Source organism: Paraburkholderia xenovorans LB400, assembly GCF_000013645.1.
Taxonomy (GTDB): domain Bacteria; phylum Pseudomonadota; class Gammaproteobacteria; order Burkholderiales; family Burkholderiaceae; genus Paraburkholderia; species Paraburkholderia xenovorans.
Genome location: NC_007952.1, coordinates 960,327 through 974,150, shown reverse-complemented (window position 1 = coordinate 974,150; position 13,824 = coordinate 960,327). Strand labels below are relative to the sequence as shown.

The 13,824-nt window shown below is 65.1% G+C and carries 14 protein-coding genes; 8 read left to right on the top strand and 6 right to left on the bottom strand.

The window, feature by feature from the left end; translation table 11 throughout:
* Positions 1 to 79: 79 nt before the first annotated feature.
* Positions 80 to 904: an IclR family transcriptional regulator gene (locus tag BXE_RS26315; RefSeq protein ID WP_007176608.1), complete on the top strand. Its 825-nt coding sequence runs from the start codon at positions 80 to 82 to the stop codon at positions 902 to 904.
* Positions 905 to 1,008: 104 nt separating this feature from the next.
* On the opposite strand, the gene BXE_RS26310 is transcribed toward BXE_RS26315, so the two are convergent.
* The 4 genes from BXE_RS26310 to phnF all read right to left on the bottom strand — a co-directional run bounded on the left by BXE_RS26310 (position 1,009) and on the right by phnF (position 4,483).
* A complete protein-coding gene (locus BXE_RS26310; protein ID WP_011491170.1) occupies positions 1,009 to 2,199 on the bottom strand; it encodes a M20 aminoacylase family protein in 1,191 nt (396 codons plus the stop codon).
* A gap of 249 nt (positions 2,200 to 2,448) precedes the next feature.
* Positions 2,449 to 3,003 carry a phosphonate metabolism protein/1,5-bisphosphokinase (PRPP-forming) PhnN gene (phnN, locus tag BXE_RS26305; protein ID WP_011491169.1) on the bottom strand — a complete coding sequence of 185 codons (555 nt, stop codon included), beginning with the start codon at positions 3,001 to 3,003 and terminating at the stop codon, positions 2,449 to 2,451.
* 2 nt (positions 3,004 to 3,005) lie between these two features.
* Positions 3,006 to 3,728 (bottom strand): DUF1045 domain-containing protein, encoded by a 723-nt coding sequence (locus BXE_RS26300; RefSeq protein ID WP_011491168.1) that lies wholly within the window; start codon positions 3,726 to 3,728, stop codon positions 3,006 to 3,008.
* Positions 3,725 to 4,483, bottom strand: coding sequence for a phosphonate metabolism transcriptional regulator PhnF (gene phnF / locus BXE_RS26295; RefSeq protein WP_011491167.1), 759 nt, complete (start codon positions 4,481 to 4,483; stop codon positions 3,725 to 3,727). Before phnF ends, BXE_RS26300 begins: the two co-directional genes overlap by 4 nt.
* 181 nt (positions 4,484 to 4,664) lie before the next feature.
* Between phnF and phnG the strand changes: the two genes are divergently transcribed.
* The 7 genes from phnG (at position 4,665) to BXE_RS26260 (ending at position 10,652) form a co-directional block, all read left to right on the top strand.
* A complete protein-coding gene (gene phnG / locus BXE_RS26290) occupies positions 4,665 to 5,162 on the top strand; it encodes a phosphonate C-P lyase system protein PhnG (protein WP_011491166.1) in 498 nt (165 codons plus the stop codon).
* Positions 5,162 to 5,773: a phosphonate C-P lyase system protein PhnH gene (phnH, locus tag BXE_RS26285; protein ID WP_011491165.1), complete on the top strand. Its 612-nt coding sequence runs from the start codon at positions 5,162 to 5,164 to the stop codon at positions 5,771 to 5,773. The genes phnG and phnH overlap by 1 nt, the downstream gene beginning before the upstream one ends.
* Positions 5,773 to 6,945 (top strand): carbon-phosphorus lyase complex subunit PhnI, encoded by a 1,173-nt coding sequence (locus BXE_RS26280; RefSeq protein WP_011491164.1) that lies wholly within the window; start codon positions 5,773 to 5,775, stop codon positions 6,943 to 6,945. The genes phnH and BXE_RS26280 overlap by 1 nt, the downstream gene beginning before the upstream one ends.
* Complete coding sequence (locus BXE_RS26275; protein WP_011491163.1) at positions 6,942 to 7,883, top strand: alpha-D-ribose 1-methylphosphonate 5-phosphate C-P-lyase PhnJ; 942 nt, start codon at positions 6,942 to 6,944, stop codon at positions 7,881 to 7,883. The genes BXE_RS26280 and BXE_RS26275 overlap by 4 nt, the downstream gene beginning before the upstream one ends.
* On the top strand, positions 7,880 to 8,650 hold the full coding sequence (gene phnK / locus BXE_RS26270) for a phosphonate C-P lyase system protein PhnK (protein ID WP_011491162.1): 771 nt from the start codon (positions 7,880 to 7,882) through the stop codon (positions 8,648 to 8,650). The genes BXE_RS26275 and phnK overlap by 4 nt, the downstream gene beginning before the upstream one ends.
* 8 nt (positions 8,651 to 8,658) lie before the next feature.
* Positions 8,659 to 9,423 carry a phosphonate C-P lyase system protein PhnL gene (gene phnL / locus BXE_RS26265; RefSeq protein WP_011491161.1) on the top strand — a complete coding sequence of 255 codons (765 nt, stop codon included), beginning with the start codon at positions 8,659 to 8,661 and terminating at the stop codon, positions 9,421 to 9,423.
* A gap of 95 nt (positions 9,424 to 9,518) precedes the next feature.
* Positions 9,519 to 10,652, top strand: a complete 1,134-nt coding sequence (locus BXE_RS26260; RefSeq protein ID WP_011491160.1) for an alpha-D-ribose 1-methylphosphonate 5-triphosphate diphosphatase — start codon at positions 9,519 to 9,521, stop codon at positions 10,650 to 10,652.
* 69 nt (positions 10,653 to 10,721) lie between these two features.
* Here the strand turns inward: BXE_RS26260 and BXE_RS26255 are convergent, their stop codons facing one another.
* Positions 10,722 to 12,536, bottom strand: coding sequence for a diguanylate cyclase domain-containing protein (locus BXE_RS26255; protein WP_011491159.1), 1,815 nt, complete (start codon positions 12,534 to 12,536; stop codon positions 10,722 to 10,724).
* Positions 12,536 to 13,681 (bottom strand): ABC transporter substrate-binding protein, encoded by a 1,146-nt coding sequence (locus BXE_RS26250; RefSeq protein WP_040123942.1) that lies wholly within the window; start codon positions 13,679 to 13,681, stop codon positions 12,536 to 12,538. Before BXE_RS26250 ends, BXE_RS26255 begins: the two co-directional genes overlap by 1 nt.
* Between the last annotated feature and the right edge of the window lie 143 nt (positions 13,682 to 13,824).

The window sequence follows — 13,824 nt, the reverse complement described above, 5'->3', positions numbered from 1 at the left end:
CACGCCTTTGCGTCGCATTGCGCCCGGTGAACATGTGCGACGCGCGTCCGCCCTTTCCCGAACGCATCTTTCAAGGTCCATGAGCCAAGCCCTGCCGCCGTCTTCCGCCGTTCCCGCCAGCGCCGAGCCGGCCCCGGACAAACCGGGCGACTCCTATGTGCAGTCGTTTGCGCGCGGCCTCGCCGTGATCCGCGCGTTCGACGCCACGCGCCCCGAACAGACGCTCACCGACGTTGCCGCCGCCACCGGCCTCACGCGCGCCGGCGCACGCCGCATCTTGCTGACCTTGCAGACGCTCGGTTATGTGGAAGCCGAAGGGCGCCTCTTTCGCCTCACGCCGAAGATTCTCGACCTCGGTTTCGCGTATCTGACCTCCATGCCGTTCTGGAACCTCGCCGAGCCGGTGATGGAACAACTGTCGGCACAGGTTCACGAAAGCTGCTCGGCGGCCGTGCTCGATCGCACCGAGATCGTCTACGTGCTGCGCGTGCCGACGCACAAGATCATGACGATCAACCTGTCGATCGGCAGCCGCTTGCCGGCATATTGCACGTCGATGGGCCGCGTGCTGCTCGCCGCGCTCGACGACGAAACGCTCGAGGCGACGCTGAATTCGGCGCCGCTCTATGCGCATACGCCGCGCACGGTCACCGACAAGGAAGAGTTGAAGAAGCTGATCGCGCAGGTGCGCCGCCAGGGTTGGGCGATCGTCGATCAGGAGCTGGAAGGCGGACTGATTTCGCTATCCGCGCCGATTCGCAACCGCCAGGGGCGCGTGATCGCCGCGATGAATATCAGCGGCAATGCGCAGCGCAATTCGGCGAAACAGATGGTGAAGGCGTTTCTGGAGCCCCTGCAGCACGCCGCGCAGACCGTCTCGGAGATGGTGGCAAGGCGCGGGTAATGCGCGCTCAGCGGCATGATGACGAGCAACCGCGGAAAGCGGTTGATCAGGACGAGCGGGCGCGGCGTGCCGCGTGAAGAGCTCATGCGGCACGCCGCGCCCGGTCACCGCCCCAGATAGCGCTCCACCAGCCGCGTCCAGAACGCCGCGCCGACCGGCAGATTGCGGTCGTTGAAGTCGTAGTGCGGGTTGTGCACCATGCAGCCGTCTTCTCCCGCGCCGTTGCCGATCCGTAAAAACGTGCCGGGCCGCTTCTGCAGCATGAAGGCAAAGTCCTCGCTGCCCATCAGGATGTCGGTCTGCGCGACCACCTTGTCTTCACCGACCAGTTCACGCGCCACTTCCACTGCGAAATCCGTTTCGGCATCCGAATTGACGACGACCGGATAGCCTTCGATGTATTCCACCACCGCCTTGCCGCCATAGCTCGCGGCCTGCGATTCGGCAAGCTCGGTAATGCGCTTCTTTAGCAGCGCGCGCACTTCGGGGCTAAACGAACGCACGCTCAACTCCAGCTTCGCGCTGCTGGAAATCACGTTGTTCGCGGTGCCCGCATGCATGGCGCCGACCGTCACCACCGCCGGTTGCGACGGATCCACATTGCGCGCCACGATGGTCTGCAACGCCATCACGATGCTCGCCGCCACCACCACCGGATCGACCGTCAGATGCGGACGCGCCGCGTGGCCGCCCACGCCTTCGATCGTGATGATCGCCTTGTCGCCCGCCGACATGAACGGCCCTTTGCGAAACAGCAGCACGCCCGGCTGTTCGCCGGGATGGTTGTGCATGCCGAACACGGCGTCGCAGGGAAAGCGCTCGAACAGGCCGTCGTCGATCATCTTCAGCGCGCCGCTGTCGATGCCGCTCTCCTCGGCCGGCTGGAAGTACAGATGCACCGTGCCCGAAAAATTGCGCGTGGCCGCGAGGCGTTGCGCCGCGCCTAGCAGCATGGTGGTGTGGCCGTCGTGGCCGCATGCGTGCATCTTGCCGTGCGTGCCGCTCGCATAGGGCAAGCCGGTTTGCTCGATGATCGGCAACGCGTCCATGTCGGCGCGAATACCAATGCTGCGCGTGCCGTCGCCCACCTTCAGCGTGCCGACCACACCCGTCCGGCCGACGCCGCGCGTCACCTGCCAGCCCCACTGTTCGAGCTTTGCGGCGACCAGTTCACCCGTCTGGTGTTCCTCGTAAGCCAGTTCCGGATGGTGGTGAATGTGATGGCGGATCTCGCGCAGGCTCTCGGCGGCAGGCGCCAGGTCGGACACTTCGGTAAAACGCGCGGCTTCGCTCATTTATATGGCTCCGTGGATTCATGGCCGCGGCACAACGCGGCGAACAAGCGAGCACTATAGCTACGCCGCTTTGTTCGAACAAGATGCTGTTTTCTCATCCTGACCAACAACCGTCCCGGAAGGGCTTATCCGAACGAAGCTGCAGCAGTTGCACGCATTCGCCACCGCAGCCCCATCATCGCTGCCCGCGCGCCGCCGCGCGAGCTCCGCGTGACGCAATCGGCCGTGACGCAAACCAGAAAGTACGGGTTACTGAACGTCGGCTTCCGCCTTCAGGAACGCAATCAGCGCGTGGCCCGCTTCGTCCAGCACGCCGGAGTTGTCGATCGTGGTGCAGCGCACGCCGTCCGGCAACGAGAACGGCGCGCGGCGCGCGAGCCTCGCCGCCACCTGTTCCGCCGACTCGCGCGCCCGCGCGCCGAGCCGGGCTTCGAGAATATGCGGCGCCGCGTCCACGTGCACCACTTCCATGTGCGGATAACGCGACAGCGCATGCTGCACATACTGACGCGAACCGTTGACGACAACCGTGCAGCCACGCGCGAGCCATGCATCCAGTTCGATACCGATGCCGTAGCGCAGCGAGTGGCTCGACCATTCGAGCGCGAACAGGCCGAGCACCGAGCGCGCCGCGAACTCTTCGACGCTCAATGCAACATGCGCTTCACCATTGCCGCTCGGCCGCGTGATATAGCGGTGCGCGAACAGAATCGATTCGCCCATCAGGTGCTTGCGCGCGAACGCCAGCAACGAGTCCTTGCCCGCGCCGGACGGTCCCATTACGTAAATCAGGCGACCTGTCATTGTTATTTCACCTCGTCGGTCTGAAACGGCACGCGCTGCCACAACACGAACGGCTCACCGGGCGCCGGTTCGACGAAGAGCGCGGCGTGGTCGACAATCAGCGGTCCGAGCGCGGGCGTTCGCGCCCGCCACCATGCAACCAGCGTGGCCCGCTCCTGCGCGTCCGCGAGCGAACTGGAGAGCGTCATGTGAAAACGGAACTCGTCGAGCACGTACGGATAACCCCATTCGGCCAGCAACGCGCGTTGCCGTTCGCTCAGCGGCGCCGCCGACCGGCGCGCCACCTCGGCGGCGGATGGCCGTGCACGGAATGGATCGAGCGTTTGCAACGCGCTCGTTGCGAGGTCGCGAATGCCGGTTTCCCCTTGCGCGGTTGACGGCCTCAGTGCGACGAAATCGCCCAGCGTCGCGGCTTCCACCGGCAACGCAAAGGCACTTTGCGTTCGCGCCCATTCACGCGTGGCTTGCAGGACATCTGCCTGTGTGATGCCTTCGGCAAGCCGGAACGGCGCGACCAGCGTGCCGTGCCAGCCGTAGCGGCGCGGCGCCTCGGTCAGCGCCGCAAGCGGACGCGTCAGTTCCGGAGGTTGCGGCGCCGCGCACCGCTCGCCGCTTTCGGCGTCGCGCTCAAGCCACGCCGAACCGGCCCGCCACCACGCCGATTCACGCGAAGGCGCGTAATACACGGCAAAACGCGCCTCCGCGCCCCATGCGGCGCCGCTCACAGGTCGTGCTCCACCAGCAGCTGCACGCGGTCCGCGGCAAAGTGCGTGAAGCCGTATTTGACCGGCGTGCCTTGCAGATCCACGTCGACATTCTCGACCCACAGCACCGGCTGCTGGCGGTTGATATTCAAACGCCGCGCCACTTCCGGTTCGGGCAGCACGCTGCCAATCCGGCTCCATTTGCGCAGATAGTCGTTCACGCCGAATTCCGCCATAGCCTTGGTGATGCCGCCGGTGCGCTCCAACACGTCGGGCAGGTCCGCGAAGCGCGCCGCCGGATACCAGTTGCGCGCGAAGGTGAGCGGCACGCCGTCGGATTCATGCAGCGATTCGATCCGGTAGACCGGCGCGCCGGCCCGCAGACCGAGCGCCTTGGCGACGCTCGGCTCGGCCTTCACGCGCGCGGCCGACAACATGGTGCCCGCCGCCGCGTGATGCTGCTGGCGCAGGTTTTCCGTGAACCGCGTGCGGCGGCCAATCGTATAGTCGATGGCGCCGGGCTGCACGAAGGTGCCGCGCCCCTGTTCGACGCTGACGAGGCCCAACGCGGCCAGCCCCAGCATGGCCCGGCGCACGGTATGACGGTTCACGTCGAAGCGTTTGGCCAGCTCGCCCTCGCTCGGCAGGCGCCCTTCTTCGCCGAAACCGCTGGCGGCGATTTCCGCCGCCAGAATCTGCTCGATCTGCCGCCACACGGCAACGCCCGCGCCGCGTTCGAGCATCGTGCCCGGCGTCGCGTTGTCGTTCGATGTCATGGTGCTGTCATTCCCTTGGGTTCAAATATTCGCTATGACGTGCATTGTAGTGCGCAAGCCGTGATGGAAATGTGAAACGGCTCGCAAGCGCTATACAGCTCGACAAGCATACTCCTAAACGTCTAGACGTTTAGATGAATAGATGGTCAAATGTCTACTCGCTGGATCAACAGGAAATTCGATGAGTGCCACTTCCGCCTCGCCTTCCTCCGCTGAGCCCTCGCCGGTCCGGCGCGCCTGGATGGCCGTGCTGGCCCGCACGCCGCGCGGCGATCTCGAAGCCGCGCTCGAACGCGCATTGCGGGACATTCCCACGCCACCATACGACTGGCTGCGCCCGCCTGAAATCGGCCTCGCGATGGTGCGCGGGCGTATCGGCGGCAGCGGCGACCCGTTCAATCTCGGCGAAGCCACGGTCACACGCGCCACGCTGCGTTTGCGCGCGTCGGCCGGCGCTGACGCGACCGTTGGGGTGGCGTGCCACCTGGGCCGCGACCGCCGCCGCGCCGAACTGGCGGCGCTCGCGGATGCGCTCCTGCAAATGCCGGAGCATCACGCCGTCTTGCAAGAGCAACTGATCGAACCGTTAGCCGCGCAGCAGGCCGCGAAACGCGCCGTGCGGCAACAGGGCGCCGCGGCCACGCGCGTCGAATTCTTCACGATGGTCCGGGGCGACTGATGGAAAATTCACAGATTGCATTGTCCACCTTGACGCCGGGTTTCGCAGACCCGGTGCACGACACGCAGGCGGTGTTCCGCACCTTGCTCGATGCGCTATCGCGTCCGGGCACGGTCGGCGTGGTCGAAAACGTGCTGCCTGAAGTGCGCGCCACGCGTGCCGGGCTCGCCGCCTTCGCCGCGCTGCTCGCACTGTGCGACTACGCGACGCCGGTTTGGCTCGCGCAACCGGATACGGCGCTCGGCTCGGCATTGCGCTTTCACACAGGCGCCCCGCTCGTCGGCGAACCGGCACAAGCCGCCTTTGCCTATATCCACGACACCGGCACGCTGCCGCCGCTGGAATGCTTCGCGCTAGGCGCGGCGGAATCGCCCGAGCAATCGGTCACGCTGCTCATCCGCGTCGAGGCGCTCACGGGCGGCGCGCCGGTCGTGCTGAGCGGACCGGGCATCCAGCACACCGCGACGATTGCGCCGGTCGGCCTGCCCGCGCATTTCTGGCGCGAACGCGCCGCCCTCGCGCCGCTTTTTCCGTGCGGTGTCGACTGCTATCTCGTCTGCGGCGCGCGCCTGATCGGCCTGCCGCGCACAACTCAAGCGAAGGTGAACTGATGTACGTTGCCGTCAAAGGTGGAGAACGCGCGATCGAAGCATCGTGGCGTCTGCTCGACCAGGCACGCCGTGGCGACACGCGGCTGGCCGAGCTCAGCGTCGCGCAGATCCGCGAACAATTGCGCCTCGCGGTGGCGCGCGTGATGACCGAAGGCTCGGTCTACGACGAAGAACTCGCGGCGCTCGCCATCAAGCAGGCCGCCGGCGATCTGGTCAAGGCGATCTTCCTGCTGCGCGCGTATCGCACCACGTTGCCGCGGTTCGGCTACACGCAGGCCGTCGATACCGAAGCGATGCAGGTGGAGCGCCGCATTTCGGCCACTTTCAAGGACGTGCCCGGCGGGCAATTACTGGGCGCGACTTACGATTACACACAGCGTCTGCTGGATTTCGCGCTGCTCGCTGAAGGCCATGCAAATGGCGATGCGGCGTCGTTGTCTTCGAGTCGAACCGCCGTGTCTGAAGCTGAAACCAAAGCCGAAGCCGAAGCAATGCCGCGTGTGGTCAGCCTGCTCGACAAGGAAGGCCTGATCGAACAGGAACGTCCCACGCCGGATGCGCCCGAACCCGGCGACCTGTCGCGCGAACCGCTCGCCTTTCCCGCAAGCCGCGCCACACGCCTGCAAAACCTCGCACGCGGCGACGAAGGCTTTCTGCTTGCGATGGGTTACGCGACCCAGCGCGGCTATGCGCACTCGCATCCGTTCGCGGGCGAAATCCGCTTCGGCACGATCGCCGTGGAAATGGAACTCGACGAGTTGGGCGAAACGGTCGAGATCGGCGACATCGATGTAACCGAATGCCAGATGATCAACCAGTTCGCCGGCAGCGGCGATGTCCCGCCGACGTTCACGCAAGGCTACGGTCTCGCGTTCGGCCACTCGGAGCGCAAGGCAATGGCGATGGCGCTCGTGGACCGCGCGTTGCGCGCCGAAGAACTCGGCGAAACACTGGCCTCGCCGACGCAGGATATCGAGTTCATGCTCTCGCATAGCGACAACGTCGAAGCATCCGGTTTCGTTCAGCATCTGAAACTGCCGCATTACGTCGACTTCCAGTCGGAGCTTGAACTCGTACGGCGATTGCGCGCGCAGCACGCCGCGCACAGCGAGGATCGAGACACGAGCCCGTGCGTCGATCAAACCAACGCTCAGCAGGAGCAGGCAGCATGAATGCGCCCGACACATCTCTCGCCGGCGCGTCCACTGCGTCCACCGCGTCATACGACAGCGCAGCCGACGGCTACAACTTCGCGTACCTCGACGAACAGACCAAACGCATGCTGCGCCGCGCCCTGCTCAAAGCCGTTGCCGTGCCGGGTTATCAGGTGCCGTTCGCCTCGCGTGAAATGCCGCTGCCGTTCGGCTGGGGCACCGGCGGCATTCAGGTCACCGCGGCGATCATCGGCAGAAAGGACACGCTGAAAGTCATCGATCAGGGTTCCGACGAAACGACCAACGCGGTCAACATCCGCCGTTTCTTCGCGCGCACCACCGGCGTGGCGACCACGCGCCGCACCGTCGACGCGACGATCATCCAGACCCGTCACCGCATTCCCGAAACGCCGCTCACCGAGCGGCAGATTCTGGTCTATCAGGTGCCGATGCCCGAGCCGCTCTTTCGGCTCGAACCGCGCGTCGCCGAATGCAGAAAGCTGCACGCGCTCGCCGATTACGGCCTGATCAGCGTGAAGCTCTACGAGGACATCGTGCATCACGGCAGCATCGCGACCACCTACGACTACCCGGTGATCGTCAACCACCGCTATCTGGCCTCGCCCTCGCCGATTCCGAAGTTCGATAACCCGAAGATGCACATGAACCCCGCGCTGCAATTGTTCGGCGCCGGCCGCGAACGGCGCATTCACGCGATTCCGCCTTACACGCCGGTGCGCAGCCTCGACTTCGACGATCATCCGTTCGAAGTGCAGAAGTGGCACCACGCCTGCGCGTTGTGTGGCTCGACGGAAAGCTTTCTCGACGAAATGATCGTCGACGACGCGGGCAAACGCATGTTCGTCTGCTCCGACAGCGACTACTGCCACGAACGACGCGGCGACGCCGACTTCGATCCGCCGTCGCGCGATGCAGGCAAAGGAGAACCCGCATGACGCCGCTGCTGAGCGCCCGCTCGCTCACCAAACAGTATGGCGGCCGCAACGGCTGCCGCAACGTCAGCTTCGATCTGTATCCGGGCGAGGTGTTGTGCATCGTCGGTGAATCCGGCTCGGGCAAGACCACGCTGTTGAATACGCTCGCACTGAAAACCGCGGCCGACAGCGGCTCGCTTCACTACACGGCCACTCACGGCGACCAGCTCGATCTGCTCGCGTTGTCCGAACCGCGCCGCCGTCTGCTGATGCGCACCGAGTGGGGCTTCGTCCAGCAGAATCCGCGCGACGGACTGCGCGGCGGCGTATCGGCCGGCGCGAACATCGGCGAACCGTTGATGGCCGTCGGCGCGCGTCACTACGGCGATATCCGCTACGCGGCCACGCAATGGATGGAGCGCGTCGAACTCGATTCCTCGCGCATCGACGAATTTCCGGCGGCGTTTTCTGGCGGCATGCAGCAGCGTTTGCAGATCGCGCGCAATCTCGTGACCAGTCCGCGGCTCGTCTTCATGGACGAACCCACCGCCGGTCTCGACGTCTCGGTGCAGGCACGCCTGCTCGATCTGCTGCGCACGCTGACCTCCACGCTGCATCTGTCGGTGCTGATCGTCACGCACGATATCGGCGTCGCGCGTTTGCTCGCGCACAGGTTGATGGTCATGCAGGGCGGCGAAGTAGTCGAGGCAGGTCTGACCGACCAGGTGCTCGACGATCCGCAGCACCCGTACACGCAAACGCTGGTTTCCTCGGTTCTGCCGGTTTGAGGCTCACAATGCGATCCATTGAAACAGGCACTGAAGCGCACGCCGACGAGCGCGCGTTCATCCACAACGCAGCGCTGATGCTGCGCGCGGTCGATCTCGGCAAGACCTTTATCCTGCATGGCCAAGGCGGCGTGCGGATCGAAGCGCTCGCGGGCGTCTCGCTCGAAGTCGGGCGCGGCGAATGCGTGGTGCTGGTCGGACCGTCCGGTGCGGGCAAGAGCACGCTGCTGCGCTGCCTGTACGGCAACTATCTGGCGACGAGCGGCTCGATCGCGATTCGCGACGCAGCGAACGGCGGCCGGCCCGTCCCGATCACCGGCGCCGAACCGCACGACGTGTTGCGCCTGCGCCGCGGCGTAGTCGGTTACGTGAGCCAGTTCCTGCGCGTGATTCCGCGCGTGCCGACGCTCACGCTCGTGGCCGAGCCGCTGCTCTCGCGCGGCGTGCCGGAACACGAAGCGCGCTCGCGCGCCGCCGCGCTGCTTGCCAGATTGAATGTGCCGGAGAGGTTGTGGTCGCTCGCGCCCGCTACTTTCTCGGGCGGCGAGCAGCAGCGCGTGAATATCGCACGCGGTTTGATCGCGGAGCATCCGCTGCTTCTGCTCGATGAACCGACCGCCTCGCTCGACGCGGAAAACCGCGACGTGGTCGCGGACCTGATCGTCGAAGCGCGCGAGCGCGGCGCGGCGATCGTCGGCATCTTTCACGACGAAGATACCCGCAACAAGGTGGCCACGCGCCGCCTGGAACTGAAGCCGCCGCTTCGTCACTGAATATCACAAAAGCGGCGCGCGGCGGCACTACACTGACGCATGCGGCGCTGCATGAAACGCCCACACTCAAGTCTGACTGACTACGGAGCAAGTCGATGTTGATCAGGAACGCTCGCATCGTGACGCGAGACGAAGTATTTACCGGCGTGATACGCGTCGAAGACGGCGTGATCCGCGAGGTCGAGCGCGGCACGACCACGGCGCGCGAAGCCGAAGATTGGGACGGCGACTATCTGTTGCCCGGCCTGATCGAACTGCACACGGACAACCTCGAGAAGCATCTCGCACCGCGTCCGGGCGTGCAATGGAACACCGACGCCGCCTTCGTGATTCACGACGCCCAGGTGGCCGCGGCCGGCATCACCACCGTGTTCGACGCGCTCGCGATCGGTTCGCGCACCAACGTGGGATTGCGGGGCCGCGATCTGCAGACGCAATGCGCCGAATCGCTCACGCGCTTCTCCGAGCGCAAGCTGCTGCGCGCCGAACACTTTCTGCATCTGCGCTGCGAAATCGCCACCGCCGACGTGGTGGACGTGTTCGATTCGTTGTGCGCGCATCCGTTACTGCGGCTCGCCTCGGTGATGGATCACACGCCGGGCCAGCGCCAATGGCACGACCGCGAGCAATGGCGCCGCTTCCAGGAACGCAACGGCAAGCTGAGCGACGAACACGTGGCGACCGCGCTGACCGAGCTGTCGGTCGAACAGGCTCGTTACGCCGACGCGCATCGCCGCGAGATCGTGACGCGCTGCAAGCGGCTCGGCATTCCGGTGGCGAGCCACGACGACACGTTGATCGAGCACGTCGAGCAGGCCAAGGCGGAAGGCATCGTGCTCGCCGAGTTTCCCACCACGCGCATCGCGGCCGAGGCCGCGCGCGAGCACGGCATTTCGACCATCATGGGCGCGCCGAACATCGTGCGCGGCGGCTCGCATTCGGGCAACGTGTCGGCGCTCGAACTGGCGCAAGCTGACCTGCTGGATATTCTCTCGTCGGATTACGTGCCGTCGAGCCTGATGACCGCCGTGTTCGAACTGGTCGACAAGGCGGGCTGGAGCTTGCCGCGCGCCATCTCGACGGTTTCCGCCGAACCGGCGCGCACGGCCGGTCTGCACGACCGCGGCGCGATCGAAACCGGCTTGCGCGCGGACTTCGTGCGCGTGACGATGCTCGACAGGCTGCCGGTGCCGCGCGCCACGTATCGCGGCGGGGCACGGATCGTTTGAAGGTGTGACACGGGCCGTTGCGCGCGGAACGTGCGCGCCGGCCTAACTGCGCGCGGCTCACCGCGAGCCTCAGGCAGTCGGCTCGGCCTCGTGTCCTTCCGGCGCGCCTTCGCCGGCGCGCATGCAGGCTTGTTCAGCCTGTCCCCGCCGGCGCGCTTCGAGCACATCGTGGTAACGCATATACGCGCAGCGTCCGCCGGATTTGGCCGCGTACATGGCCGCGTCCGCGTTCAGCAACAGTTCCTCCGCCGTGCCGCTGTCCTCGGGGAACTGGCTGATGCCAATGCTCGCGCCCACCGTCATGCTTTGCCCGTCTACCCGCACTTCTTCATTCAACGTCGCCATGATGCGCGAGGCGATCGCAGGCGCCGCTTCTCCCGAACGCGGCCCTTCGATCAACACGATGAACTCGTCGCCGCCCAAACGCGCCACCACGTCCTCGGACCAGAGCACCTGCTTCAGGCGGTGCGCCACCGTGGCGAGCACCTTGTCGCCGACGGAATGGCCGAACTGATCGTTGATCTGCTTGAAGCGGTCGAGGTCGACGAACAGCACGGCGAGGCGTTCCTGACGCCGCATCGCTTCGTCGATCGCGTTTTCGAGCTTCTCCATGAACAGCACGCGGTTCGGCAGGCCAGTCAGCACGTCGTGCGTGGCGAGATGCACGAGCTCACGCTGTTTGGCGTGCAGCACATCCATTTGCGATTTGATCTCGCGGCGCAGCCGCTCGAAGCAGCGCGCCAGCACGCCGATCTCGTCGGTGCGGTTGAGCGGCAGCGTATGCATGGTGTGTTCGGCGAACAGATGCGTCGCCGCGTGCGCGAGAATGTGCAGCGGCTTGGTCAGCGCGCGCGCGAACAGAATGGCGAGAATCAGCGCGAGCACACTGAAAATCAGCACCATGCGCACGATCTGGTTGCCGAGCAGATTCGCGCCGGACAGGACGTCTTCGAGCGGCTTGGCGAGACCGAGTACGATAAAGCGGTTGCCCTCCAGATCGCCGAACGGCCTGCGCACGAAAGCCAGCACCTGGCCGGCGGCCTGCCGCGGCTGCGCAAGACCGTTTGCAAGCACCTCGCCCCGCGACTGTTCGAAGAGCGGCCTCGTGACGGAGAAACTGTCCTGCATCAGCACGCGCCGGCCCCGATCGAAGCCGAAGGTTTTCGAGGCATCGGGATGAACGAGGAAATCGCCCCACTCGTTGGCCAGATAGACCTGATAGTCGCTCGGCAAATCGCTTTGCAGCCGCTTGAGCAGAACCGCCAGATCGATATCGATCACGACCACGCCTACCACCACGCCGTTCGCGTTCGACACCGGCGTGCCGAGCCGCAGCGTCGGCTTGCCCTGCGCCGCATGCGTTCCGTACTCGTGGTTGACGGAGATCGGCGAGGTGTAAATGCGGCCCGGCGCGAACGTCAGCGTGTCGAACACATAGGCGAACTGACCTTTTTCCTGCAGGTTGCCCCCTTCCACCCGCACGAGGCCGTCGGAGTCGCGGTCGAAGCGGACCAGTTCGAGCCCGTAATGCTGGCGCGTAATCAGCCGGATTTGCAGGTATTCGAGGTGGTGAACCATGAAACTCGAATACACCTGCGCGAGCCGTTCGCGCGCCGCGTTCGGGCCGACACCGTCGTCGCTTTGCGCGACCTCCGCCGTGGACGGCATGCTCGCGAGCACCAGCACGTCCGCGCCGATATCGTCGATCGAGGCGGAGAAACGCTGACCCAGCAATTCCGTCGATGTGAGCAGGCTGCGCCCGGCCTCGTTCACGAGCATCGCGCGGTTGGCATGATAGGCGTAGTAGCCGGTCGCGCCGGATGCGAGCACGCCAATGCACGCGAGCAGCACGGATAACTTGAAGGTCAGCCCGGGGCGTATCATCAAAAACGCTCCGACCGGTCCCCGGACACGATTCTGGCCCACAGGTCCTCGCGCCGCTGAATATCTTCCACCGGGCCGATCCACACGATGCGCGCGCCATCGCTGTTTTCCACGGGCGCCGTCAATGTGTTGGCGAGTCCCTGGCGCTGCGTGAGCAATGCGCTCACGTCCGGTTCGATCATGTAATTGATCCACGCGAGCGCAAGCGGCGGATCGGTCGCGGCGCGCGTCATCGACCAGCAATCCAGCCACGCGAGCGCGCCTTCGTCCGGAATCACGTAGCCCACGTCGGCCCCGGCGCGGCGCAGCAATTCCACCTGCTGGGTGCCGTAGTTGCCGAACATCAGCGCGACCTTATGCTGGATGAAAAAGGCGGTCGCCTCCTCGGGCAATGTGTAATAGGTCAACAGATTGCGGCGCAGATCGACGAGCTTGTGAGCAATCGTGCGCATTTCCGTCGGGTCGAGCTGGAAAGGATGGGGATAGCCCAGCGCCAACGCCGTGAACGAGAAATTGTGCTGCGCGCTGTTGAAGTCGAGCACCTTGCCGCGGTAACGCGGATTCCACAATTCGCGCATGCTGCGCGGCGCCACGGCGATCTGCTTGCGGTCGTAGATCAGCCCCATCGACGAATACGTAAACGGAATGGCGTAAGCCTTGCCGCCCGACGTAAGGCCGCCGATCGACGCGAGCGCCTGAAAACGCGGCAATTGTTTTCGGGTATTCGGCAACTTGTCGAGCTCGAGCGGCGCCAGCAGATTGGCCTTGGTATAGCGCTGGATTTCAGCGGTATTGGCGGCGAGCACGTCGAACGGCGGCGTGCCTTTGGCATGCATCTGGGTCCACAGCGCTTCGTCGGAATCGACCAGCGTGACTTCCACCCTGGCCTTGTAACGCGCCTCGAAACGCTTCACCACGTCGGCGTCCGCGTAGCCGGGCCATGCCAGCACGCGCAGAACTTTCTCGTCGGCTTTAACCGGCGCGGCCGAAAAAAGACCCAGGCAAAAAACCGCGCCGCTCAGAAACGTCAAAAATCCTGCGCAAACGCCGCGACGCAATAAAAGCGCGCGCGCAAATGCGGCGATTCGCGAGTGAAAGAATCGTTTACAAAGGCGCTTTTCATCTGCCGTCAACATCATGTGCATATACAACACCGTTTAGCCGAAGGCCTTGTGACGAGCGTCAACGCGCGGAGTCGATCCGCGAACGGCCGCCCGGCGGGTTTCTTCATACGGATACGCGCTGTATGAGGCATCGGGCCGGGCGCGAGGAGAAACGATGATAGCGC